We start from the raw sequence: 25089 nt of genomic DNA, 5'->3' as shown, positions 1-25089 counted from the left end.
CGGCGCGCGGCACTAGGTACCGGTCAAAGCGACATCAGAACGGAGCCAGGACATGCGACTTCTTTTTACCGGCGGCAGCGGCAAGGCCGGGCGCCACGTCATCCCCTACCTGCTGGAACAGGGCCACCGCGTCGTCAACGCCGATCTCGTGCCGCTTGACCATCCGGGCGTCGACAACCTGACCGTCGATCTGACCGAAAACGGCCAGGTATGGAACGCGCTTACCTCGTATGCCGCGCTGGACGAGCTTGAACCCGGCACCGGCCGTCCGAGCTTTGATGCCGTGGTGCATTTCGCCGCCATTCCGCGCATCCTGATCAAGCCCGACAACGAGCTTTTCCGCACCAACGCGCTGGCCACCTACAATGTGCTCGAGGCGGCGACCAAGCTCGGCATTCCAAAGGTGATCTTTGCCAGTTCGGAAACCACCTACGGCATCTGCTTTGCCGATGGCGAGAAAAAGCCCGACTATGTTCCGGTGGACGAGGAACATCCGACCGTGCCGCACGACAGCTATGCCATGTCGAAGGTCACGAACGAGGTTTGCGCGCGGTCCTTCCACGCCCGCACCGGAATCGACATCTACGGGCTGCGGATCAACAACGTGATCGAACCGCACGAATATACCGAGCTCTTTCCCGACTTCATCAACAACCCCGATCAGCGGCGGCGCAATATCTTTGCCTATATCGACGCGCGTGATCTGGGCCGGATGGTGCAGTGCTGCCTGGACACGGACGGGCTGGGCTACGAGGTGTTCAACGTCGCGAACGAAGATGTCTCGGTCGATCTGACCAGCGCCGAAATCATCAAGCGCTATTACGACGGCGTGCCGGTGCGGCGCGAGATGGGCGAGGACGAGACATTCTACGACATCAGCAAGGCCAAGCGGCTGGTCGGTTTCGCCCCGGTGCATCGCTGGCGGCAGGAAATGCAGGGATAGCGGGGCAGCGCGCCCGTCAAAGCCCCTCGAGCCATTCCTGAAGCGGGGCCAGTTCCGTGAAAGCCGCGCGCAGAGCCACCTCGGGGTCGTTCGGCGCGGCGCTTTCCAGGTCATCGCGCCAGACCACCAGCCCCTTGCGGCGCAACAGGTCGGCCCGGGGGTGATCGGCGGGATGTGGCGGCGGTACGCGTTTGAGCGCGGGCGGATCCATGCGCCCGGCGATCCTGGCCAGGATCTCTTGCAGTTCGGCCCCGTCCTCGCCCGCGACGTCTTCGCGGTAGACCTCGAGCTGATCGGGATCGAAAACCATGATGCCCGCCCCCGCCGTGGCATAGTCTTCGGCCAGGCCGAAGAACCAGCCGCGCCCGTCCGGGCAGGCCCAGAGCAGGTGCATATGGGTGTGATAGGGCGTCTTGTCCTCGGAAAACCGCATGTCGCGGTGCGGACGGAAAAGCTTTGGCTTGACCGCCATGCCCGACAGGTCGGTCAGCAGCGGGGTCAGCGCGTCCAGAAGGCTCAGTGCCGGGCGCTTGATCACGCGATCGTACTGTGCCTTGTGGTCGTGGAACCAGTCGCGGCTGTTGTTCTGGGACAGATCGCGCAGAAAGGCGCGTGCCGCGGGAATGATATCGCTCGGGGTCTGCGGCGCGGTCATGGCGCCCCTCCAACTCACTTGTTGAAAAACGAATCTCGAAATGCCCCGACAGCCTAGCACAGTCTGCCCGGTTTCCGGTCGCGCCAAATTCGGGGCGCGGTCTGTTGGCGAATTTCCGAACAGCACGCTGTCCCTTGCGCGGCGCGGTCCCCGGATCTAAAGGCAGGGCATGGGCCAGACATGGATGACATACCCGCAGCACATCCGTGCCGTGCTCACGCTTGGGCTGCCGCTGATCGGCGGGCATCTGGCGCAATTTTCCATCACCCTCACCGACACCATCATGCTGGGCTGGTACGGGGCCGAGGCGCTGGCCGCGCTGACGCTGGCCTCGGCCCTGTTTTTCCTGCTGTTCCTGATGGGCTGCGGCTTTGCCTGGGCGGTGATGCCGCTGGTCGCGCAGTCCCTGGCCGAAGAGGACGCGCAGACGATCCGCAGGGTGACGCGCATGGGTCTCTGGCTGTCGGCGCTGTTCTGGCTGTGCGTGATGCCGGTGCTGTGGTTCTCGGGTCCGGTTCTGCTGGCCCTGGGCCAGACGCCCGAATTGTCTGCGGATGCGCAGACCTATCTGCGGATCGCGGGGTTCGGCATGTTGCCCGCGCTGCTGGTCATGGTGCTCAAAAGCTACCTCGCCGCGCTGGAACGCACCCGGGTGGTGCTGCTGCTGACGCTGTTGTCGGCGCTGGCCAACGGGCTGGGCAATTATGCGCTGATCTTCGGCAACTGGGGCGCGCCCGAACTGGGCATTGCCGGGGCCGCCATCGCCGCGATCCTGTCGCATGCCACGGCGCTTCTGGGCTGTGTGATCTATGTCCAGCGGGCCCTGCCGGAACACGCGATATTCCAACGGCTCTGGCGGCCCGACCCACAGATGTTCGCGCGGGTGTTCTGGCTGGGCCTGCCCATCGGCCTGACAGTGCTGGCCGAGGTCGGGCTGTTCGAGGCGACGGCGATCATGATGGGCTGGCTGGGCACCATCCCGCTGGCCGCGCATGGCATTGCGCTGCAAACCGCGTCGGCGACCTTCATGGTGCACATGGGGCTGAGCAACGTCGCCACGATCCGCGCGGGCAATGCTCTGGGCCGCCGCGCGCCCGAGCATCTGGCGCGGGGTGCCCGCACCGTGCTGGGCCTGTCTCTGGCGATGTCGGCGGCGACCATCGTGCTGTTCCTGACCCTGCCCGAGGCGCTGGTGGCGCTGTTCATAGACCCCGCCGACCCGGCGCGCGGGGCGATTATCACCGCAGGTGTGAGCCTGCTGGCGGTGGCGGCGCTATTTCAGCTGGTGGACGGCGCACAGGTCGTCACCCTGGGCGTGCTGCGCGGAATGCAGGACACCCGCGTGCCGATGATCATGGCGATCGTCGCCTATTGGGGCATCGGCATTCCCGCCTCCTACATCTTCGGCTTTGTCGCGGGGTGGGGCGCTGTCGGCATCTGGCTGGGGCTTGTGATGGGGCTGGCCGTGGCGGCGCTGGCGCTCTTGTGGCGGTTGTGGTTGCGCGCCCTGCCAGATCTGCGCGCCGCCTGACCACACGCCACCTTGCGCAGACGCCGCCACGACACTAGAAGCGGCGCGACCGTGCAAAGGAGAATGTGATGGGCTTCAGAATGGGTATCGTGGGTCTGCCGAATGTCGGCAAATCGACGCTCTTCAACGCGCTCACCAAGACCGCCGCCGCGCAGGCCGCGAATTTTCCGTTCTGCACCATCGAGCCCAACGTTGGCGACGTGGCCGTGCCCGACGCGCGCCTGGACAAGCTGGCCGAAATCGCCAAGTCGAAACAGATCATCCCGACCCGGATGACCTTTGTCGATATCGCCGGTCTGGTCAAAGGGGCCTCCAAGGGCGAAGGGCTGGGCAACCAGTTCCTGGCCAACATCCGCGAGGTCGACGCCATCGCCCATGTGCTGCGCTGCTTTGACAACGGCGACGTGACCCATGTCGAAGGCCGCGTCGATCCGGTCGCCGATGCCGACACGATCGAAACCGAGCTGATGATCGCCGACATCGAGAGCATCGAAAAGCGCCTGCAGACGATCACCCGCAAGGTGCGCGGCGGCGACAAGGAGGCAATCCAGCAGGAACGTTTGATGAAGGCTGCCCTGGCGGCGCTGGAAGACGGCAAACCCGCACGCACCGTCGCGGTCGATGCCGAGGATGCCCGCGCCTGGAAGCTACTGCAGCTTCTGACCACCAAGCCCGTGCTTTACGTCTGCAACGTGGCCGAGGACGAAAGCGCCACCGGCAACGCCCATTCCGCAGCCGTGGCGAAGATGGCCGCCGAACAGGGCAATGCGCATGTGGTGATTTCCGCCAAGATCGAGGAGGAGATTGCACAGCTCGATAGCGACGAGGCCGAGATGTTCCTGTCGGAAATGGGGCTGGAAGAGCCAGGGCTCGACCGGCTGATCCGTGCGGGCTACGACCTGCTGCACCTCGAGACGTATTTTACCGTCGGCCCGAAAGAGGCGCGCGCCTGGACCATCCGCACCGGCACACTCGCCCCGCAGGCTGCGGGCGTGATCCACGGCGATTTCGAGCGTGGCTTCATCCGCGCGGAAACGATCGCCTACGACGATTTCGTGACGCTCGGCGGCGAACAGGCCGCCAAGGACGCGGGCAAGATGCGGGCCGAGGGCAAGGGCTACACCGTCAAGGACGGCGACGTTCTGCACTTCCTCTTCAACACCTGATCTGCCTGGCATCAGCCGTAAAGGTGCGCCCGATGGACAGGCGCACCCCTTGGCTCAATCGGGCGAGGTCCAGCCTTTGCCAGGCCGATAACGCGCGTGGAGGCGTCCGGATTTCAACGCAAAAAGGTGCATCCAGCCGTTGTCAAAGAGCGCGCGCACCTCGTCGTGCTGGTCCAGCACGGTCTGGATCGCCTCTTCGGGCGCCTCGATCAGGACCGACAGCCGCAGCGGATCGTGGACCGGCTTTTCCCCATCGTGCAGCGCCTGTTTCGGCAATCCGGCCCGCAGAACGCCACCGTTGCCTTCGACCACCCCGATACCGCTGGTGACGTTGTGGATCAGCTTGTTGCCGCCGCCAAAGACCTCAGGTGCCACGGCGGAGCCGTAGTATTGCAGGCTGATCCAGCTGGCCACCACCGCAGGGGCGGTCAGGATAAGCTCCAGCGTGGCAAAGCCCTTGTCCGACGTCCAGTCGTAGCTGTGCAGGAAGGTCCGTCCGTCCTGCTGGTTCCTGGCCAGATGCGCGCGCGGTGCCGCGACAAAGGCTGCACAGCCCGCAAGCCCCCATTCCGGGCGCACCTCAGCCCAGTCGAGCGCCCGTTTGACCACCGTATCGGCCCGGGCCCCGGGCAGCCGTTCGGCACGGCCTGTGGCAACCGCCCGGCCCGCCTGCCGCAAGACCTGTTTGGCTTGGGAAATTTTCTCGACATGCTCCGGCCCTGCATCATCGGGGTAGAGCGTGACGGCGTCGGTGGTGGTATCGTGCAGGCCCGCAACGAACACCGTGTCCCCGGGGATGTCGATCCCATGCGCAGGCAGTCCGGCGCGGGTTTCGTGGTCGTTCAGCAGCCCGGCCAGCAGCCGCGCCGAAACGTCCCCCGCCTGCCCGCCGCAGGCCCCACAGTGATAGGCGCTTTCATGCGGATTGTTGGTGGTCGACGCGCCGTGCCCCAGCAGGACGACCAGCGGCGCGTGGCCCTTTGTCAGGCTCATCGCGGTCAGGACCTTTGCCGCCAGCCCGGCCTTGTCCTCGGCAGACAGATCGGCATCGAAGCGCGGCGCCGGTGACGCCTCGGCAGGCTCACCTCCCAGCCCAAGCGCATCGCGCACCAGCTTGGTCACGTAGACCGGCCCTGCCGCCTCTACAAAGGCGAAGGACGACACCGCAGCCTGCCGGAACCGGCCCCAGGCCCGCACGGTCCGGGCGCGGATGCGCGCCGCCTGTTCGGGCGCCGCATCCAGATGGCTGGAGGCGTGAAGCGCCGGGCTTAGCAGCGCGGGCAGATGCGGGTCCGACAGGTCGGTGCCATGCGCCCGGTGCGACACGGGAAGGCCGAAGAAGCCCGCAAAGCCGATCGTGTCGATGGCGGGATCAAGCTCTTCCAGCGCCCGCCGCAGCGGGCCCGAACGGACATCGATGCAACAGGCCACCTGCATGCTGGGCCGGTCCGTCCTCCCCGTGGGGATCGCCAGTTCCGCCGCCATCCGCCGCTGGAATCCGCGCTCGCGCGCCTCTTGCAGGATGGCGTCGGTGACCTCATCCGTGTCGGGTTCGACAGGTGCCTCATGTGACGCCACGACCTTTGCCCAGTCGTCCGCCAAGCCGGGCACGTGCCGGAAAAGCGCCTCCTCCCAGATCATCCGGACCGCCAGAAGGTCGGTCAGCGCCTGATCGCTGCGCCCATCCAACTCGGCCGTCCACAAAAGCCAGCGGGCATGCTGCGCCCAGCCGCCCAGATCGGCATAAAGCCGGTGGAACGCGGTTTCCGCCGCGGCCTCGGTCAGGGCCAGTGTTTCCGACGCGCGCAGGATCGCCCGCTCTGCCGTATCCGGCGCCTCTGCCACATGGGCGCAGAACCCGCTCAGCCCGGCGATTTCCGGCGTGAGGTCATTGGTGGCCCAAGCCCGCCAGGCGGCAAAGGTGCCTTGCCCCGGCGCCGGTGTCCAAAGCGCCTGACCCCGGTCGAAATGTCCTGCGGCCCAAAGACCCACGCTGCGCCGGATCACGCCGGGCCAGTCGGTGCCTGTGGCCCGGGCCGCAAGGTCCGCCACCGTCGGCAGCGCCTCGGGCTCCTTGCCGGGCAGCCGAAGCTGCGCCTTGAGTCCCATGAGGTCCACAGGCTTCAATGGCGAAGGGCTGTCGAACAGAGCCGCCGCCAGATCGGCGTCGGTGATCTCTCCCGTTTCGATCAGGCGGGCGTATTCCGAGCGGGGCAGCGTCAGCCGCGCCCCGGCCACCCGGCCCAACCGGGCCGCGGCATGGGCCAGATCCTCGTGCGACTGGCCCAAAAAGGGGTTCACCGCGACGGTGGCGTCCAGCGGAAAGGCCGGCGGCACCTGCCGCGCGGCGGCTTCGGCGGCTTTCAGCAAGTTGGTGACCCGCGCCGGTTCGATCTTGTCATGCTTGAGAAACATCGGTTTTCCCCTTCGATCAAGAATGCTTCTGGACCCGCAGCCCGCCGATCAGACGGTCGAGCAGGGTGTTGAGGTAAAGCCCGTTTGCGATGTGCACCCGCAGGCCCGCCGTGGACGGATGGTGCGCCCACAGCGGAAAAAGCGCCTGCGCCACCGCCACCAGCCCGAAGGACATCAGCGCCAGCACGATCATCGCCCATTCCAGCGCCCCGGGCACCGGCGGTTCTGGCAGGGACGCGCCCCAAAGGCCTTTCGCCACCAGCTGAAAAGCGAAGTAGGCCAGCGCCGCGGCCAGCGACGTGAGCGTCGTGCGCTTGGTCAGTTCCGCCGGGGCGGCATCCGCCAAACCCTGCGCGATCAGGTAGGCGACGCCGAAGATCAGAATCACGCCCAGCGCCAGCGCCTGCGCCGACTTCGGCCCGATCAGGGCGATAAAGCCCCCGGCGACCACGCCGTAAAGCACCAGCGCGATGCCAAAGGCCTTGGCCACCGCCTTGAAATTCGGGGCCGCCACCGGCCCGGGCCGCCGTACCGAGGCCACCGCCCCGATCGCCGAGCCAGAGCTCAGGAAGGCATGCGCCTTGTAAAGCGAATGCGCCACGATGTGCAGCAACGCCAGCGCCCAAAGGCCAAGCCCGCATTGCAGCAGCATGAAACCCATCTGGCTGATCGTGGACCAGGCCAGCGCCGTCTTGACCGCGTTCTGGGTCAACATGACGACCGCGCCGAACAGGGCGGTGAACCCGCCGATCATCACCAGCGCGGCCATGGCGCCGGGGGTGGCCTGCACCGCCTCGGCCATCCGGATGAGGACGAAGCCGCCGGAGTTGATGATCCCCGCGTGCAGAAGGGCAGACACCGGCGTCGGCGCCTCCATCACCTCGGTCAGCCAGCCGTGCACCGGAAAGGCCGCGGTTTTCAGCGCGGCCACCAGCACCAGCAGCGCCACCGCCGCAGAGCCTGCATAGGACAGGCCGTCCTGCGCGCCCGCCGCGATGTCGGCAATCACAACACTGCCCTGGTCGAGCCAGAAGAGCGCGGTTGCGCCGATCAGCGCCACGTCGGCCAACCCCCAGACCAGCGTGAACTTGGTCGCCGCGCGGCGCGCCTCGGGCCGGTCATCGTAGAACAGCAGCAGCGACCGCAAGCTCATGCCCACCAGCATGAAGGCCGCCGCGAGCACGACAAGCGAGCCCGACAGCACCAGCAGCAACACCGCCGCCAGCGTGGCCAGCATCCGCGCATGGAACACCGCCTCGCGCGGCTCCCCGTCAAGGTAGGTCCGGGAATAGCGCATGACGATCCAGCCGACGAAGGCGACCAGAAGCATCATCGTGGCGCTCACCGGATCAAGACGCAGCGCCAGCCAGGGGGCGGCGGACGCCTGCAGCGTGACCGGGCCGTCGGTCAGCATCAGAAGGCCGGACACCGTCGCAAAGGCCAGGGCGGCAAGGGCCGCCGCTTCGGACACACCGCTGCGCCGTTGCGTCGTGCCGACCAGGCGCAGGGCATAGGCGGCGGATGCACACAGCAGCACCAGTGGGGCCAGAAGCAGTATCGTCAAAACGGGCGACATCGCGCACCTCCATCTCTTGGTGGGTTTCACGAGGAGCTAGCGCTGCGCCATGAATAAAGAAATTACTTATATTAAACGAAAACGTTCTATATTATAGAACCATGTCGAACCTGAACCTGCACCATCTGCGGCTTTTCCGGGCGGTCGCCCATGATGGCACCCTGACCGGTGCCGCGCGCACGCTGAACCTGTCGCAGTCGGCCCTGTCGACGCAGATCAGAACGCTCGAAGCGTCGCTGGGCCAGGATTTGTTCGAGCGTCGGGGCCGCAGCCTGATCCTGACCGAGGCGGGGCGAATCGCTCTGGATCACGCCGAATCGATCTTTCGCACCGCCGAAGATCTGACCGCCACCCTGCGCGAAAGCGGCGGCGGGCGGCGCGCGCTTCGGGTCGGTGCGCTGGCCACGCTGTCTCGTAACTTCCAGATCAAGCTTCTGCAGCCGCTGATCGGCCGCCGCGACGTCGAGGTGGTGCTGCGCTCGGGCAGCCAGGCCGACCTGCTGCGCGGGCTCGAGGCGATGGCGCTCGACATGGTGCTGACGAACCTGTCGCCGGCGCGTGACACGGTCAGCCGCTACATCGTCCAGCGCCTGTCCGAACAGCGGGTCAGCCTGATCGGAACCCCCGCACGGGTCGGCACGCCGCCCCGCACCCTCATTGACCTGCTGTCGTCCGAACCGCTGATCCTGCCGACACCGGAAACCGCGCTGCGCACAGGGTTTGACGCGCTGTTGTCACGCTTGGGCGTGTCCCCGCAGATCGCGGCCGAGGCGGACGACATGGCGATGCTGCGCCTGCTAGCGCGACAGGATGCGGGGCTGGCGGTGATCCCGCCCATCGTTGTGCAGGACGAACTGTCCGACGGCATTTTGACCGAGGCAGCGCTTCTGGACGGCATCGAAGAGGCGTTCTTTGTGGTGACATTGGACCGGCGGTTTCCGAACCCCCTTGTCGCGGAACTGCTGGGCTAGGACGGACCGCACGGGACTTGGCAATCGCACCCCAAACGGGACCGTCCGGCCGCAAAAGGGGGGGACAGACCTGCAAATTTGCGCATATTCAGGAAAATGTGTGAAACTGTTACCGTTAACGGCAAAGCGTCGGAAGGCTCCGGATGACAAGATCGACCATTCATGACGTGGCGCGCGTCGCAAATGTCAGCCTGTCCACCGTCGACCGTGTCCTCAACGGGCGCAACTCCGTCAAGGCCTCGACCCGCGAGAAGGTCGAAGAGGCGGTGCGCGCCCTGGGCTATGTCCGCAACACCGCGGCGGCGAACCTGTCGCGGCAGCGGCGCACGCGGTTCCTGTTCCTTCTGCCCGGCGGGGCCAACAGTTTCATGCGCAACCTCGAGGCCGAGGTCGCATCCTATGCCGAACCGCTGGTGGCCGAAGGCGTCGATGTGGTGGTGCGCATGGTGCCGCCCTTCGACGGGGCAGCGCTGTCCGGTGAACTCAACGCCATGGACACCGGCGCCTTTGACGGTGTCGCCTTCGTCGCGGTGGATTCGCCCGAGGTCCGCGACGCGGTGAAGACCTTGCGCGGGAAAGAGCTTCCGGTGGTCACGCTGGTGTCGGACCTGCCGGCCGACCTGCGCACGCATTTCATCGGCATCGACAATATCTGGGCGGGGCGCACGGCGGGGCGGCTTCTGGGCCGGTTCTGCGCCGCGACGCCCGGCAAGATCGCGGTCGTCGCGGGGGCCCTGATGATGCAGGACCATGCCGCCCGCTACGCCGGCTTTCGCCAGGTGCTGGCCGAGGATTTCCCGCATCTCGAAGCGTTGCCGCCGCTTGAGGCGCGCGACAATGCCGAACTGGCCGAGGCGCAGTTGACCGCCTTGCTGGCATCGACCGATGGCATCGTGGGGGTCTACAGCCTGGGCGCGGGCAACCGCGGCGTGGTTGCGGCGCTGAACACGATTCGCACAACCCCGACGGTCGTGGTGCACGAACTGACCGAGCATTCGCGGCGCTGGCTTTTGACGGGTCGGATTGACGCCGTCATTCGGCAGGATCCCGCCAGAGAAGCGCGTTCAGCCGTCCGCACGCTATTGGCCCTGGCGCAGGGTAAACCCTTTCACAAAGACGAAAATCGCGTCGGGATCGAGATTTTCCTGCGCGACAACCTGCCCTGAACCGGACCATCTGAAATTGCAGGATCACCCCGGCGGGCCGCCCCGGTCCGCGCAATTCCGCTTTACCTCGTCAATTTTTGACGTACGTTAGTCAAAACACTGACGAACGAAATCGTTTCACCCGGGAGGACACCACATGAAACTTTACGCAACCACGGCGCTTGCCATCGCGCTTGGCGCGGGCAGCGCCCTTGCCCAGCAGACGGAGGTGAACATCCTTCGCGTGCAGCCCAGCGACGAGGAGCAGGCGTTCTATGCCGAGGTCGAACAGGCCTACGAGGCGGAAAACCCGGATGTGGATGTCGTTTTCGAATACATCGCGAACGAAGCCTACAAATCCAAGCTGCCGACACTGCTGCAGTCGAACGCGCGGCCCGACGTGTTTTATTCCTGGGGTGGGGAAACCCTGCGCGAACAGTCCGAAGCCGGTTTCCTGCGCGCCATCGACGATGTGCTGAGCGACGAGACCCGCGCCACCTTCCCCGAAGCGGCGCTGAACGCCTATACCGTGGACGGATCGCTGGTCGGCCTGCCGCTTTACGCGACCGAGGTGGTGTTCTGGGTCAACACCGACCTGACCGAACAGGCCGGCGTCGATCACACAGCCATCGAAACCTGGGATGACTTCCTGTCGGCGGTGCAGACGCTTAAGGATGCGGGCGTCACCCCGATCATCGCGGGCGGTCAGGACAAGTGGCCCGTCCACTTTTACTGGAGCTACCTGGCGCTGCGCGAAGGCGGACCCGATGTCGTGACCACCGCCATGACCGGTGAGGGCAACGGGTTCGAGAACGAGGCCTTTGTAGCCGCAGGCCGCGATCTGGAAGAGCTTGTCGCGCTGGAGCCGTTCCAGCCGGGCGTGATGGGCACCACCTACGAAACCGCCTCTGGCATGTTCGCCGATGGCGGAGGGGCGTTTCACCTGATGGGCGACTGGGATTACCTGCCCATGCGTGGCCGGGCCACTGACGGCGTCGGCCTGTCGGATGACCAGCTGGCCATCATCCCCTTCCCCACCATCTCGGACCCTGTGACCGAAGGCGGCGACGGCGCGACGCTGGGCGGGATCAACGGCTGGGCCGTGACGGCAGATGCCTCGGACCAGGCGGTCGATTTCCTGTCCTTCATGCTGAACCAAGAAAACCAGGAAACCATCGCCGAGCGCGGGATCTTCATCCCCATCGTCGAAGGCGCAGACGCCGCCCTGTCCAACGCCTTCTTCCAGCGGGTCGCGCAGGACATCAAGGGCTCTGACTATCACCAGATCTTCCTTGATCAGTTTCTGGGGGCGTCTGTCGGGGCCACGGTCAACGACGTATCCGCCGACCTGATCGCCGGGGCCACCACGCCCGAGGAAGCGGCCGAACGGGTCCAGGAGGCCTGGAACTTCCGCTGATCCGATCCGGCGCGTCCCGACCGGGGCGCGCCACCATCCGCCTTGGGGAACGATCCGATGTCCGACACGATGCTGCCGCCCGACCGCAGGCAGGCCTTCGGCGACCGCGTGCGCCGCGCCGCGACGAACGGTCGGCTGACGGCCGGGCTGATCCTGCTGCCGCCCGCGCTGATCCTGTTCACGCTCTTCGTGATCCTGCCGCTGGGCGAGTCTGGCCTTTATGCCTTTTACGACTGGAACGGCTACGGCACGCCAGAGGACTATGTCGGTCTGCGCAACTTTGAACAGATGTTCGGCCATTCGGTATTTTCCGTCGCGGTCTGGAACACGGTCAAGATCGTCGCCATCTCGCTGCTGGTCCAGATGCCTCTGGCGCTGCTGCTGGCCCTTCTGATCTACCGCAAGACCCCCACCAACGCGGTCTTCCGCCTGATCTTCTTTGTCCCCTACATCATGGCCGAGGTCGCCGCGGGCCTGATCTGGAGCTTTGTCTTTGACGGCAATTACGGCGTCACCGCCTCGATCGCCGCATCGCTCGGCATCGACCGGTTCTTTGTTCTGGCGGACCGCGAACTGGCCTTCTACGCGATCATGGTGGTGATCGTCTGGAAGTATTTCGGCTTTCACATGATGATCTACATCGCCGCCCTTCAGGGGGTGCCCGACGACCAGATCGAGGCGGCGCAGATCGAGGGGGCAAGCCGCACCCAGATCGTGCGGCACGTGCAGATCCCGCACATCAAACCGGCCATCGCGGTCAGCGCGTTCTTTGCCATCATCGGCGCGCTGCAGGTCTTTGACGTGATCATCCCGCTCACCAATGGCGGGCCGTCGAACCAGACGCATACCATCGTCACCTACCTGTACGAATTCGGCCTCACGCGGCTGCGCATCGGGTTCGGCAGCGCGGTCGGCGTGGTGCTCTTCGTCGTCGCGGTGCTGGTGGCGGTGTTCTACCAGCGCATCTTCATGAAGAAAGGCACGGCATGACCGGTCCGAACGTCTGGCGCAACGTCGCGCGGCTCAGCCTGCTGCTGATCGTGGCAAGCTTCGTGCTTGCCCCGCTCTGGGCCACGGTGATGGGCGGGTTCAAGACCAATGCCGAAATCCGGACGGCGGCCTTTGCGGTGCCCGACGCGTTCAACACCGAATTCTACGGAGCGATCCTGAGCGATCCGGCGTTCTGGCGCTACCTGGGCAATTCGATGCTGATCTCGTCGGCGGCGGTGATCCTGACGCTGATCGTCGGCGCGGCGGCGGCCTACGTCTTTGCGCAGATCAAGTTCTTCGGGTCGAACTTCCTGTTCTCTTACCTGCTGCTGGGGCTGATGTTCCCCTTTGCCACCGCGATCCTGCCGCTTTTCATCAAGATTCGCGACATCGGCCTGCTGGATACCTACTGGGCCGTCATCCTGCCGCAGACGGCCTTTGGCCTCAGCCTCGCCATTCTGCTCTTCCGGACATTCTTTGCGCAGCTGCCGCGCGAACTTTTCGAAGCCGCCTATATCGACGGCTGCGGCTACGTGCGGTTCTTCGTGATGTTCACGCTGCCGCTTTCGACCCCGATCCTGGCCACCGTCGGCGTCTTCGTCTTCGTGCAAAGCTGGAACAACTTCCTGCTGCCGCTGGTCGTGCTCAACAGCCGCGAGGTCTTCACCTGGCCCCTGGGCATGATGCAGTACCGCGGCGAATACGTGACCCAGTGGAACCAGACGCTGGCCTTCGTGACGCTGTCGCTGGTGCCCGCGGTCGTCTTCTTCCTTGCCGCCCAGAAATACATCGTCGCCGGTCTGACCGGCGGTGCCGTGAAAGGCTGACCGTTGAAAATATCCAATCCCATCCTGCCCGGCTTCAACCCCGACCCGTCCATCGTTCGGGTGGGCGATGACTACTACATCGCCACCTCGACGTTCGAGTGGTACCCGGGCGTGCAGATCCATCATTCGCGCGACCTCAAGAACTGGCGGCTGGTGACCCGCCCGCTGACCCGCGCGGCCCAGTTGGACATGCGCGGCGATCCGGATTCGGGCGGCGTCTGGGCGCCCTGCCTCAGCCATGCGGACGGGCAGTTCTGGCTGATCTACACCGACATGAAACGCCGCGACGGCGCGTGGAAGGACAGCCACAACTATCTTGTCACCGCGCCCACGATCGACGGGCCCTGGTCGGACCGGATCACCCTCAATTCCTCTGGCTTCGATCCGTCGCTCTTTCACGATGCGGACGGGCGCAAGTGGCTGCTCAACATGATCTGGAACCACAACAAGCAGGGTGGCGACCGGTTCGGCGGGATCGTGATCCAGGAATACGACGTCGCGGCGCAGCGGCTGGTGGGCGAGGTGCGCAACATCTACCGCGGCACCGATCACAAGCTGGTCGAGGGGCCGCACCTGTATCGCCGCGACGGCTGGTACTACCTGCTGACGGCAGAGGGCGGCACCGGCTATGACCATGCGGTGACCATGGCGCGGTCGCGCGATCTCTTCGGCCCCTACGAGACCGATCCGGCAAAGCACGTGCTGACGGCGAAGGACACCGCCCCCGATCATCTGCTGCAACGCGCGGGCCATGCCGACATCGTGGAAACGCAGACGGGTGAGCATTTCATGGTCCACCTGTGTTCGCGCCCCCTGCCCGAAACCCGGACCGAGTTGACAGGCGCGGGCATCCATGCCGACGACGTGCGCCGGTCGCCGCTGGGGCGCGAAACCGCGATCCAGCGGCTGGTGTGGGAGGACGGCGCGTTTCCCCGGCTGGCCCACGGCGGGGTGGCACCCGCGGTCGAGATAGATGGCCCCGACCTTCCCGAAGCGCCGGTTGAGACGATCCCGCCACACCGCACGTTCGAGGACGGCCTGCCGCCCGAATTCCAGTGGCTGCGCACGCCCGAACACGCGCGCCTCTTCTCGACCACCGAACGCCCCGGCGCGCTGCGGATCTTCGGGCGCGAAAGCCCAGGTTCGCAATTCGAACACGCGCTGGTCGCCCGCCGTCAAGACGCGCTAGCGTTTGCCGCCGAGACCGAGATCGCGCTGACGCCCGGCGATTACCAGCATTTCGCGGGCCTCATCGCCTGGTACGGGCGCAACAAGTTCCATTACCTTGCCGTCACCGCGGATGAGGATGGCGCACGGGTCCTGACGATCTACAGCTGCGCTGCCGATTGGCCCGACGCGCGGATCGACTATCCGATCGCCCCGGTTCCGCTGCCAGGCATCGGCCCGGTCCGGCTGGGCTGCGATGTTGACGGGCCGACGCTGCGGTTCCGCTATGCCCTTGGCGACGGCGACTGGACCGACGCGGGCGTCACGCTCGACCAGTCCGCGATTTCCGACGAGGCGGGCAATGGCCCCGGCAACAACTTTACCGGCGCCTTCGTCGGCATCTGTGCCCACGATACCTCGGGCCGGGGCCGCTACGCCGATTTCCTGTCGTTTACCTATGAGGCCCGGCATGGCTGAAGTCCGTCTTGAGAACGTCACCAAGTCCTTCGGCAGCCTCACGGTCATCCCCGATCTGTCGCTGAACGTGCCCGACAAATCCTTCACCGTGCTGGTCGGCCCGTCTGGCTGCGGCAAGTCCACGCTCTTGCGGCTCATCGCCGGGCTGGAACGGCCAACCAGCGGCACGGTCCGCATCGGCGGGACCGACGTGACAGAGGATGAGCCGTCGAAGCGCGGCATCTCGATGGTGTTCCAGTCCTACGCGCTTTACCCGCATATGTCCGTCGCGCGGAACATCGACTTTGGCCTGCGCATATCGAACGTGCCGACCGAGGAGCGTGAAAGGCGGCTGGCCGAGGCGGCGCGGATCCTGGCGCTTGAGGACTACCTGGATCGCAAACCATCCGAACTCTCGGGCGGTCAGCGCCAGCGTGTCGCCATCGGGCGGTCCATCGTGCGCAACCCCAAGGTGTTTCTGTTCGATGAACCGCTGTCGAACCTCGATGCGGCGCTGCGCACCCAGATGCGGGTGGAGCTGGCCGAGCTGCACCAGTCCATCGACTCAACGATGATCTACGTCACCCATGACCAGGTCGAGGCGATGACGCTGGCCGATCAGATCGTGGTGATGAACAAGGGCCGCATCGAACAGATTGGCACGCCGATGGACCTTTACGACACGCCCGCCTCGGTCTTTGTCGCGGGTTTTATCGGATCACCCAAGATGAACCTTCTGCCCGGCAAGGCCGTGGGCAGACCCGACATCGCGACGGTGGGCATCCGCCCCGAGGATGTCGAGGTCACCGATGGCGACGGCTGGGAAACCAGGGCCCGCGTGGTGGAAACCTTGGGGTCGGACACCATCGCCTATGTGCGGGTCGACGGCGTGGGCGAAATGACCGTGCGCCTGCCGGGGCATATCCGCCTGAAGGACGGAGAGCATCTGAAGCTGCGCGCCGATCCCGACCGCTTCCACCTGTTCGATGAGGACGGACGCCGGATCGAAAGGCCCGCCGCATGAGCGATACGGGCATCGGCATCATCGGCTGCGGCGTGATCAGCGGCATCTATCTGGACAACATCGCCCGCCTGCCCGGCCTGTCGCTGCGCGCCGTCGCGGACGTGCGGCCCGAGGCGGCAGAGGCTGTGGCCAAGGTGCGGGGCGTGCCCGCCCTGTCCGTGGACGACCTTCTGGCCCGCGATGACATCGATATCGTGCTGAACCTGACCATCCCCGCCGCCCATGCGCCGGTTGGCCGGCAGGTGCTGGAGGCGGGCAAGCACCTTTACCTGGAAAAGCCGCTTTCGGCTTCGCTGAGCGACGCGCAGACGCTTGTGCGGCTGGCGGATGACAGGGGCCTGCGGATCGGTTGCGCGCCCGACACCTTTATGGGTGGTGGCCACCAGACGGCGCGCGCGGTGCTGGATGCCGGGCGGGTCGGGCGCCCCATCGGCGGCAGTGCCACGATGATGGTCGCGGGCCACGAACGCTGGCACCCCAACCCCGACTTCTACTACAGCCATCCGGGCGGCGGCGCGCTGATGGACATGGGGCCGTATTACCTGACCGCGCTGGTGAACCTGCTGGGCCCGGTGCGCGAGGTCGCGTCGATGTCGGGCCGTCCGCGCAGCGAACGGCGCATCGCCACCGGGGACCGCGCCGGGCAGACCGTCCCGGTCGAGGTAGACACCCATCTGCTGGGCCTGCTGGCGTTCGAGACCGGCGCGCTGGTGCAGATCGCCATGAGCTTTGACGTCGCAGCGCACTGGCACAGCCCGCTTGAGCTTTATGGCATAGGCGGGTCGATGCGCCTGCCCGACCCCAACCGGTTTGATGGCGAGGTGACGCTGGGCGACGGCACCGCGCTTCCCGCGTCCGACAGGCCCTATGGCGCCGACAACTGGCGCGGCATCGGGCTGGCCGACATGGCGTCCGCAATCCGCGACAGCCGCGACCACCGGGCCAGCGGGGCGCTGGCGCTGCACGTGCTTGAAATCATCGACGCGCTGCACCGGGCGGCAGACAGCAAGACCACGATCAACGTCACAAGCACCTGCGCACGGCCGCAGGCGCTGGAAACGGAGCTGACATGACCGATGCGCGCGCGCTTATTTTCTGGGGCGGCTGGGAAGGACACGATCCCGAAGCCTGCGCGGCGGTCGTATCGGCCTTGCTCGAACAGGAAGGGATGGCGGTCACCTCGGTCCAGGGCACCGGCGTGCTGACATCGGATGACCTGAGCGCTTACAGCCTGATCGTGCCGATGGTCACGCAGGTCGCGTCGGACCGCGACGGCATCGACCGGCTGTGCAGCGCGGTGCGGGGCGGCGTGGGGCTGGGCGGCTTTCACGGCGGCATGGGGGACGCGTTTCGCGATGCGCCCGCCTATCAGTTCATGGTCGGCGGCCAGTGGGTCGCGCATCCGGGCGATTTCATCGACTACCGGGTCGAGGTGACGCAGCCCGATCACCCGCTGATGCAGGGCATCGACAGCTTCGACTACCACTCCGAACAGTATTTCATGCATGTCGATCCCGGCAACGAAGTGCTGGCGACAACGACCTTTTCGGGCCAACATGCGCCCGAGACCGCCGGAACCGTGATGCCGGTGGTCTGGACCCGCCGGTTCGGTGCAGGCCGGGTCTTTTATTCTGCGCTGGGGCACGAGGCGACCGAGCTGTCGCACCCGCAAGCGCGTGAAATCCTGCGTCGTGGCCTGGTCTGGGCCGCGTCATCCCAATCCAAACCATAAGACAAGAGGAGAGCCGCCGAGATGAGCAACTTTTTCAACGGCATCGCCAAGCTGCGCTACGACCCCGACGCCGAAGATCTGGCGTTCCGGCACTACGACCCTGACGAAACGGTCATGGGCAAGCGCATGGAGGATCACCTGCGCTTTGCCGTCGCCTATTGGCACAGCTTCGCGTGGCCCGGCGGCGACCCGTTCGGCGGCCAGACCTTCGACCGTCCGTGGTGGGGCGAAACCATGGAGGGCGCGCGCCTCAAGGCCGAGATCGCGTTCGAGATGTTCGACATCCTGGGCGTGCCGTTCTTCTGCTGGCACGACCACGACATCCGACCCGAGGGCGACAGCTTTGCCGAAAGCAAACGCAATTTCGACGAGATCATCGACCTCTTCGAACAGAAGATGGAAAGCTCGAAGACCCGGCTGCTCTGGGGCACCGCGAACCTCTTTTCGCACCGTCGTTTCATGTCGGGCGCCGCGACCAACCCCGACCCGGATGTCTATGCCTGGTCGGCGGCGACGGTGAAGAACTGTCTGGATGCCACGCACCGCCTCAAGGGTGAAAACTACGTGCTCTGGGGGGGCCGCGAAGGCTACGAGACGCTGCTGAACACCGACATGGGGCAGGAGCTGGATCACATGGGCCGCTTCCTGTCGATGGTCGTCGATTACAAGCACAAGATCGGCTTTGAGGGTCAGATCCTGATCGAACCGAAACCGCAGGAGCCGACGAAGCACCAGTACGACTATGACGTCGCGACGGTATTCGGTTTCCTTCAGCGGTTCGGACTGGAGCAGGAGGTCAAGGTCAACATCGAACAGGGCCACGCGATCCTTGCAGGCCATTCGTTCGAACACGAACTGGCGCTGGCGCGCGAGTTGGGCATCCTCGGGTCCATCGACATGAACCGCAACGATTACCAGTCGGGTTGGGACACCGACCAGTTCCCCAACAACGTGCCCGAGGTGGCGCTGGCCTATTACGAAGTACTAAAGGCTGGCGGTTTCGGGCGTGGCGGCACCAACTTCGACGCCAAGCTGCGGCGGCAGTCGCTGGACCCGTCCGACCTCATCGCCGCCCATGCGGGCGCGATGGACGTCTGCGCGCGCGGGCTCAAGGCGGCGGCGCGCATGCTCGAGGACGATGCGCTCGAGGCGCCGCGCCGCGCCCGCTACGCCGGATGGGACACCGACGCCGCCAAGAAAATGCTGGCGAGTGATCTGGAAACGGTTGCCGCACGGGTTGAGGCGGATAACCTGAATCCGGAGCCGCGCTCGGGCCAGCAGGAAAAGCTGGAAAATATCGTCAATCGATACGTCTGAGACGCGGGAGGGAGGAATACCATGAAAACCATCAAGGGGCCGGGCCTGTTCCTGGCACAGTTCGCTGGCGACGAGGCACCGTTCAATTCCTGGGAGGCGATCACCAAATGGGCCGCAGACTGCGGCTACAAGGGCGTGCAGGTTCCGGTCTGGGACGCGCGGCTGGTCGATCTGGACAAACTTGCCACCTCGCAGACCTATTGTGACGAATGGGCAGGTAAGGCCCGCGACAACGGGGTCGAGGTCACGGATCTGTCGACCCATATCCTGGGCCAGCTTGTCGCCGTGCATCCCGCCTATGATGCCTGGGTCGATGGCTTTGCCGCCCCCGAGGTGCAGGGCAAACCCGAGGCGCGCACCGACTGGGCGATCGAGCAGGTGAAAAAGGCGCTGACCGCGTCCAAGAACCTGGGCATCGCGCAGCATGTGACATTCTCTGGCGGGCTGTCCTGGCCCTTCATCTACCCGTTCCCGCAACGCCCGCAGGGCATGGTCGAGATGGGGTTTGACGAACTCGCCCGCCGCTGGCGGCCGATCCTGGATCATGCCGAGGATTGCGGCGTCGATGTCTGCTATGAAATCCACCCGATGGAGGATCTGCACGACGGCGTCACGTTCGAGATGTTCCTGGAACGGCTGGACGGGCACAAGCGCTGCAACATGCTTTATGATCCGTCGCACTACGTGCTGCAGTGCCTCGATTACCTGGACAACATCGACATCTATGCCGACCGCATCAAGATGTTCCACGTCAAGGATGCAGAGTTCAATCCGACCGGCCGTCAGGGCGTCTACGGCGGCTATCAGCCCTGGGTGAACCGCGCGGGCCGCTTCCGCAGCCCCGGGGACGGGCAGGTCGATTTCGGCGCGATCTTTGCCAAGATGGCCGCCAACGATTTCGACGGCTGGGCCGTGGTCGAATGGGAATGCGCGCTCAAGCACCCCGAGGACGGCGCCCGCGAAGGCGCGCAGTTCGTCAAGGATCACATCATCCGCGTCACGCCGCATGCCTTCGACGATTTCGCCGGCGGCGATATCGACGAGGCAACGAATCGCAAGCTGTTGGGGTTGGGCGGATGAGCAGAATCAGACTTGGCATGGTCGGCGGCGGCAACGACGCGTTCATCGGCGCGGTGCACCGGATCGCCAGCCGCATCGACGACCATTTCGACCTGGTCGCGGGCGCGCTGTCCTCGACACCCGAAAAGGCCAAGGCGAGCGGCGAGGCACTCGGCCTCGATCCCGCGCGTTCCTATGGCAGTTTCGAGCAGATGGCCGAGGCCGAAGCCGCCCGCGACGACGGGATCGAGGCAGTGAGCATCGTCACCCCCAATCACGTGCATTTCCCCGCGGCCAAGGCCTTTCTTGACCGCGGCATCCACGTCATCTGCGACAAGCCTTTGACCGCGACGCTGGAGGATGCCCAGGCAATGGAACAGGCCGTGGCGGCGTCGGATGCGCTGTTCGTGCTGACCCACAACTACACCGGCTATCCGATGATCCGGCAGGCGCAGGCGATGGTGGCGGGTGGCGACATCGGCAAGATCCGCATCGTTCAGGCCGAATACCCGCAGGACTGGTTGACCGATGCGGTCGAAACCGAGGGCGTGAAGCAGGCCGAATGGCGGACCGACCCCGAACGGTCGGGCGCAGGCGGGTCCATCGGCGACATCGGCACCCATGCCTACAACCTCGCGTCCTTCGTGACCGGTCTGACGGGTGCAGAACTGGCGGCCGACCTGCACAGCTTTGGCGCCGGGCGGCAGCTTGACGACAATGCCCATATCATGCTGCGGTACAAAGGCGGCGCGCGCGGCATGCTCTGGTGCAGCCAGGTGGCCCCCGGCTGCGAAAACGGCTTGCGCCTGCGCATCTATGGCGACAAGGGCGGCCTGGAATGGGCGCAGGAAGATCCGAATTATCTGTGGTTCACCCCGCACGGCGAACCCACCCGCCGGATTACCCGCAACGGCGCCGGGGCGACCGATCCCGCCACCGCCGTCAGCCGCATCCCGCCCGGTCACCCCGAAGGCTATCTTGAAGGGTTCGCCAATATCTACACCGAGGCCGCGACGGCGATCCGCGCGGTACAGGGCGGAGAAGCCCGGGACGCGGTGATGGGCAAGCTGCCGGGGATCAAGGCCGGGATGGAGGGGATGTCGTTCATACGCGCCTGCGTGGCCTCATCCCGCGACAACTCTGCCTGGACCACGATATGACGACCACGCCCGTCCTGGCCTTGCGTGATGTCACGAAATCCTTCGGCCCGGTCGAAGTGCTTCACGGCGTGTCGCTGGAGCTGCGGGCGGGCGAGGTTCTGGCCCTGATCGGTGAGAACGGGGCCGGCAAATCCACAACGATGAAAATTCTTGCAGGCTACCAGCCCGCCACGTCGGGGCGCATCCTGCTGGACGGCAAGGAGGTGACATTCGACACCCTGCACGAAGGCGAAGAGGCCGGGATCGTGATGATCCATCAGGAGTTCAACCTGGCCGAACAGCTGACGGTCGAGCAGAACATCTTTCTGGGTCGCGAGTTGCGGCGCGGGTGGCTGCTGGACAAGACGCGGATGCGGCAGTTGACCCGCGAATATTTGGACCGGGTCAATTGCAAGGTGCATCCCGATACGCTGGTGTCGAAGCTGTCGAATTCGGACAAACAGATGGTCGAGATCGCCAAGGCGCTGAGCCGCGACGCGCGGGTGCTGATCATGGATGAACCGACCGCGGTGCTGACCGGCACCGAAACCCGCGTGCTTTTCGAACAGGTGCGCGCGATGAAGGACAGCGGCACGGCGATCCTGTTCACCAGCCACAAGCTGGGCGAGGTGGCCGAGATCGCGGACCGCGTAACGGTGCTGCGCGACGGATCGGTGGTGCACGACGGGCCAGTGCACGAGATTTCCGAAGACGCGATGGCGACCGCGATGGTCGGGCGCGACGTGTCCGACCTTTACCCGGACAAGACCGCCCCGGCAGAGGCCGAGGTGATGCTGAGCGTGCGGGGCCTCGATGTGCCGGGCCACGCCAGCGGCATAGGGTTCGATCTGCACCGGGGCGAAATCCTTGGTATCGCCGGACTTATCGGTTCGGGCCGGACCGAGGCGATGGAGGGGCTGTGCGGTCTGCGTCCCGCAAACGCCGAACGGATCGAGATTGCGGGCCAGCCTGTCACCATCGCCAAACCCGGCGACGCGCTGGCGCATGGCCTGTGCTACCTGACCGAGGATCGCAAGTTGCGGGGCCTCTTGCTCGACAAGGGCCTGCGCGAGAACCTGACGCTGCAGGCGCTGCACAAGTTTGGCGGCGTGCTGATCGACCGCGGCGCCGAAGAGCGTGCGCTCGACAAGGCTATCGAGGATTTCGACATCCGCGCCGGGCAGCGGTCTGTGCGTGTCGGCAACCTGTCGGGCGGCAACCAGCAGAAACTGCTGCTGGCCAAGGTCATGCAGTCCGATCCGCAAATCCTGGTCGTCGACGAGCCGACCCGCGGCATCGACATCGGGACCAAGCAACAGATCTATACCTTCCTGCGCCAGCTGGCCGATGCGGGGCACGGCATCGTCGTGATCTCGTCCGAGATGCAGGAAGTGATCGGGCTTTCGGATCGCGTGCTTGTCATGCGGACGGGGCGGCTGGCCGCGACGCTCGAAGGGGACGCGATCTCGGAAGATACAATCGTCCGCCACGCCATGGGCGTCGGCGCGGACAGCACCGAAAGGGTGGCATGATGACGACCGAAACCGTGAGCCCGCCGAAATCCCGCAACCTGCCGTCGATGAGCGTGCTCGGCCCGGTGATCGCGCTGGTCGTGTTGCTGGTGATCGGCACGCTGCTCAACTCGAACTTCCTGAGTGCGGCGAACATCACCAACGTGCTGGCACGCTCGGCCTTCATCGGGATCATCGCGGTGGGCATGACCTTCGTCATCACCGCGGGCGGGCTGGACCTGTCGGTCGGGTCCATGGCAGCCTTCATCGCGGGGCTGATGATCCTGGTGATGAACGCCGCCTTGCCAACGCTGGGCATCGGCATCCCGATCATCCTGCTGGGCATGGCCGTCGCGCTGATCGCGGGCATTCTTGCGGGGCTCTTGAACGGGTTCCTGATCACCACGCTGGGGATCGAGGCGTTCATCGTCACGCTGGGCACCATGGGCATCTACCGCAGCCTTGTCACATGGCTTGCCGATGGCGGCACGCTGTCGCTCGATTTCGGGCTGCGCACCTTTTACCGACCGGTCTATTTCGATGGTCTGCTTGGCATCAGCTGGCCGATCATCGTCTTCGGCCTGACCGTCATCGTCGGGGAAATCCTGATGAGCCGGGCACGCTTTGGCCGTCACTGCGCGGCCACCGGATCGAACGAACACGTGGCGCATTATTCCAACGTCAACGTGAACCGCACACGCCTGATGACCTACGCCATGCTGGGCATGCTCGTCGGCGTCGCGACGATCATGTACGTGCCGCGCCTAGGCTCTGCTTCGGCCTCAACGGGCGTGCTGTGGGAGCTTGAGGCCATCGCCGCCGTGATCATCGGCGGCACCATCCTCAAGGGCGGTTTCGGCCGCGTCTGGGGCACAGTGATCGGTGTCCTGATCCTGAGCATGATCGACAACATCCTGAATCTGACCGACCTGGTGTCGCCCTATCTCAATGGCGCGATCCAGGGGGTCATCATCATTCTCGCCGTGATTCTGCAGCGAGAAGCCAAGGCGAAGGGCTGAACGCCCCGCTTACCCAAGGGAGGAACGAAAATGTCCTATATGAAAATGATGCTGGCCGGTTGCACGGCCCTGACGCTGACCGCAGGCGCGGTGCTGGCGCAGGACGGCGAAACCAAGGTGATCGGCGTGTCGATCCCGGCCGCCACCCACGGCTGGGCCGGCGGCATGAACTTCCACGCGCAGGAAACCGTCGAACGGCTCGAGCAAGTCTATCCCAACCTCGACTTCGTGCTGGCCACCGCATCCGATCCCGGCAAGCAGGTCAACGACATCGAAGACATGGTGGCCACGCGCAACATCGACGCGCTCGTGGTGCTGCCCTTCGAATCCGATCCGCTGACCCCACCGGTGCAGGCCGTCGCCGAAGGCGGCGCCTGGGTCACGGTCGTGGACCGCGGCCTGTCGGTCGAAGGGATCGAGGATCTCTACGTCGCGGGCGACAACCCCGGCTTCGGCCGCGTGTCGGGCGAATACATGGCATCGCAGATGCCCGACGGTGGCAAGATCGTCGTGCTGCGCGGCATCCCCACCACCATCGACAACGAGCGGGTCGAGGGCTTCGAGTCTGCCATCGAAGGATCGGGGATCGAGATCATCGACATGGAGCACGGCAACTGGAACCGCGACGACAGTTTCAACGTGATGCAGGATTTCCTGTCCAAGCACGAACAGATCGACGCTGTCTGGGCCTCGGACGATGACATGGCGGTCGGCGTGCTTGCGGCGATTGACGCAGCGGGCCGCGACGATATCCAGTTCGTTCTGGGCGGTGCCGGCATGAAGGAGATGGTCAAGCGCGTCATGGACGGCGACGCGATGATCCCCGCCGACGTGACCTATCCGCCCTCGATGATCGCCACCGCGATCGAGATGACGGCGGTCGGCATGACCTCGAACGCGCCGGTTTCGGGCACCTTCACCATCGGGTCGGTCCTGATCACCCAGGACAATGCCGAGCAGTTCTACTACCCCGACAGCCCGTTCTGATGGGCGAACCCGGGCGGATCACGGTCCGCCCGGGGCTTTAGG

General features: G+C 65.4%; 21 protein-coding genes. 18 read left to right on the top strand and 3 right to left on the bottom strand.

The window, feature by feature from the left end; all coding sequences use genetic code 11:
• The first annotated feature begins 52 nt into the window (after positions 1-52).
• The gene (locus ACOXXX_RS12160; protein ID WP_422826855.1) at positions 53-943 is read left to right on the top strand and encodes an NAD-dependent epimerase/dehydratase family protein; all 891 of its coding nucleotides are present in this window, start codon (positions 53-55) and stop codon (positions 941-943) included.
• Positions 944-959: 16 nt separating this feature from the next.
• Here ACOXXX_RS12160 and ACOXXX_RS12155 read toward each other — a convergent pair whose 3' ends face one another.
• Entirely contained in the window at positions 960-1598 is a 639-nt protein-coding gene (locus tag ACOXXX_RS12155; protein ID WP_422826854.1) for a DUF2461 domain-containing protein, read from the bottom strand.
• A 169-nt stretch (positions 1599-1767) separates the two neighbouring features.
• On the opposite strand from ACOXXX_RS12155, the gene ACOXXX_RS12150 reads away from it, so the two are divergent.
• A complete protein-coding gene (locus ACOXXX_RS12150) occupies positions 1768-3129 on the top strand; it encodes an MATE family efflux transporter (RefSeq protein WP_422826853.1) in 1362 nt (453 codons plus the stop codon).
• 68 nt (positions 3130-3197) lie between these two features.
• On the top strand, positions 3198-4295 hold the full coding sequence (gene ychF, locus ACOXXX_RS12145; RefSeq protein WP_422826852.1) for a redox-regulated ATPase YchF: 1098 nt from the start codon (positions 3198-3200) through the stop codon (positions 4293-4295).
• A 54-nt stretch (positions 4296-4349) separates the two neighbouring features.
• On the opposite strand, the gene ACOXXX_RS12140 is transcribed toward ychF, so the two are convergent.
• The gene (locus ACOXXX_RS12140; RefSeq protein ID WP_422826851.1) at positions 4350-6710 is read right to left on the bottom strand and encodes a YbcC family protein; all 2361 of its coding nucleotides are present in this window, start codon (positions 6708-6710) and stop codon (positions 4350-4352) included.
• A gap of 16 nt (positions 6711-6726) precedes the next feature.
• Positions 6727-8286 carry a proton-conducting transporter membrane subunit gene (locus tag ACOXXX_RS12135; protein ID WP_422826850.1) on the bottom strand — a complete coding sequence of 520 codons (1560 nt, stop codon included), beginning with the start codon at positions 8284-8286 and terminating at the stop codon, positions 6727-6729.
• A 101-nt stretch (positions 8287-8387) separates the two neighbouring features.
• Between ACOXXX_RS12135 and ACOXXX_RS12130 the strand changes: the two genes are divergently transcribed.
• The 15 genes from ACOXXX_RS12130 (at position 8388) to ACOXXX_RS12060 (ending at position 25047) form a co-directional block, all read left to right on the top strand.
• Positions 8388-9257: a LysR family transcriptional regulator gene (locus ACOXXX_RS12130; RefSeq protein ID WP_422826849.1), complete on the top strand. Its 870-nt coding sequence runs from the start codon at positions 8388-8390 to the stop codon at positions 9255-9257.
• A gap of 143 nt (positions 9258-9400) precedes the next feature.
• The gene (locus ACOXXX_RS12125; protein WP_422826848.1) at positions 9401-10423 is read left to right on the top strand and encodes a LacI family DNA-binding transcriptional regulator; all 1023 of its coding nucleotides are present in this window, start codon (positions 9401-9403) and stop codon (positions 10421-10423) included.
• Between the two features lie 136 nt (positions 10424-10559).
• Entirely contained in the window at positions 10560-11819 is a 1260-nt protein-coding gene (locus ACOXXX_RS12120) for an ABC transporter substrate-binding protein (RefSeq protein WP_422826847.1), read from the top strand.
• A 57-nt stretch (positions 11820-11876) separates the two neighbouring features.
• Positions 11877-12809: a carbohydrate ABC transporter permease gene (locus ACOXXX_RS12115; protein ID WP_422826846.1), complete on the top strand. Its 933-nt coding sequence runs from the start codon at positions 11877-11879 to the stop codon at positions 12807-12809.
• Positions 12806-13636 (top strand): carbohydrate ABC transporter permease, encoded by an 831-nt coding sequence (locus ACOXXX_RS12110; protein ID WP_422826845.1) that lies wholly within the window; start codon positions 12806-12808, stop codon positions 13634-13636. The genes ACOXXX_RS12115 and ACOXXX_RS12110 overlap by 4 nt, the downstream gene beginning before the upstream one ends.
• A 3-nt stretch (positions 13637-13639) precedes the next feature.
• Complete coding sequence (locus tag ACOXXX_RS12105; protein WP_422826844.1) at positions 13640-15280, top strand: glycoside hydrolase family 43 protein; 1641 nt, start codon at positions 13640-13642, stop codon at positions 15278-15280.
• Positions 15273-16283, top strand: coding sequence for an ABC transporter ATP-binding protein (locus ACOXXX_RS12100; RefSeq protein WP_422826843.1), 1011 nt, complete (start codon positions 15273-15275; stop codon positions 16281-16283). The genes ACOXXX_RS12105 and ACOXXX_RS12100 overlap by 8 nt, the downstream gene beginning before the upstream one ends.
• A complete protein-coding gene (locus ACOXXX_RS12095) occupies positions 16280-17356 on the top strand; it encodes a Gfo/Idh/MocA family protein (protein ID WP_422826842.1) in 1077 nt (358 codons plus the stop codon). The genes ACOXXX_RS12100 and ACOXXX_RS12095 overlap by 4 nt, the downstream gene beginning before the upstream one ends.
• Positions 17353-18015, top strand: a complete 663-nt coding sequence (locus ACOXXX_RS12090) for a ThuA domain-containing protein (protein WP_422826841.1) — start codon at positions 17353-17355, stop codon at positions 18013-18015. Before ACOXXX_RS12095 ends, ACOXXX_RS12090 begins: the two co-directional genes overlap by 4 nt.
• Positions 18016-18036: 21 nt before the next feature.
• The gene (xylA, locus tag ACOXXX_RS12085) at positions 18037-19332 is read left to right on the top strand and encodes a xylose isomerase (RefSeq protein ID WP_422826840.1); all 1296 of its coding nucleotides are present in this window, start codon (positions 18037-18039) and stop codon (positions 19330-19332) included.
• Positions 19333-19353: 21 nt separating this feature from the next.
• Positions 19354-20412 (top strand): sugar phosphate isomerase/epimerase family protein, encoded by a 1059-nt coding sequence (locus ACOXXX_RS12080; RefSeq protein WP_422826839.1) that lies wholly within the window; start codon positions 19354-19356, stop codon positions 20410-20412.
• Complete coding sequence (locus tag ACOXXX_RS12075; protein WP_422826838.1) at positions 20409-21551, top strand: Gfo/Idh/MocA family protein; 1143 nt, start codon at positions 20409-20411, stop codon at positions 21549-21551. Before ACOXXX_RS12080 ends, ACOXXX_RS12075 begins: the two co-directional genes overlap by 4 nt.
• Positions 21548-23062 (top strand): sugar ABC transporter ATP-binding protein, encoded by a 1515-nt coding sequence (locus ACOXXX_RS12070; protein ID WP_422826837.1) that lies wholly within the window; start codon positions 21548-21550, stop codon positions 23060-23062. The genes ACOXXX_RS12075 and ACOXXX_RS12070 overlap by 4 nt, the downstream gene beginning before the upstream one ends.
• The gene (locus tag ACOXXX_RS12065; RefSeq protein ID WP_422826897.1) at positions 23062-24060 is read left to right on the top strand and encodes an ABC transporter permease; all 999 of its coding nucleotides are present in this window, start codon (positions 23062-23064) and stop codon (positions 24058-24060) included. Before ACOXXX_RS12070 ends, ACOXXX_RS12065 begins: the two co-directional genes overlap by 1 nt.
• Before the next feature lie 39 nt (positions 24061-24099).
• Positions 24100-25047, top strand: coding sequence for an ABC transporter substrate-binding protein (locus ACOXXX_RS12060; RefSeq protein ID WP_422826896.1), 948 nt, complete (start codon positions 24100-24102; stop codon positions 25045-25047).
• The last annotated feature ends 42 nt before the right edge of the window (positions 25048-25089 follow it).

The organism is Thalassococcus sp. BH17M4-6 (assembly GCF_049323015.1).
Taxonomy (GTDB): Bacteria; Pseudomonadota; Alphaproteobacteria; order Rhodobacterales; family Rhodobacteraceae; genus Puniceibacterium.
This window is presented reverse-complemented; position numbering and strand designations above follow the sequence as displayed.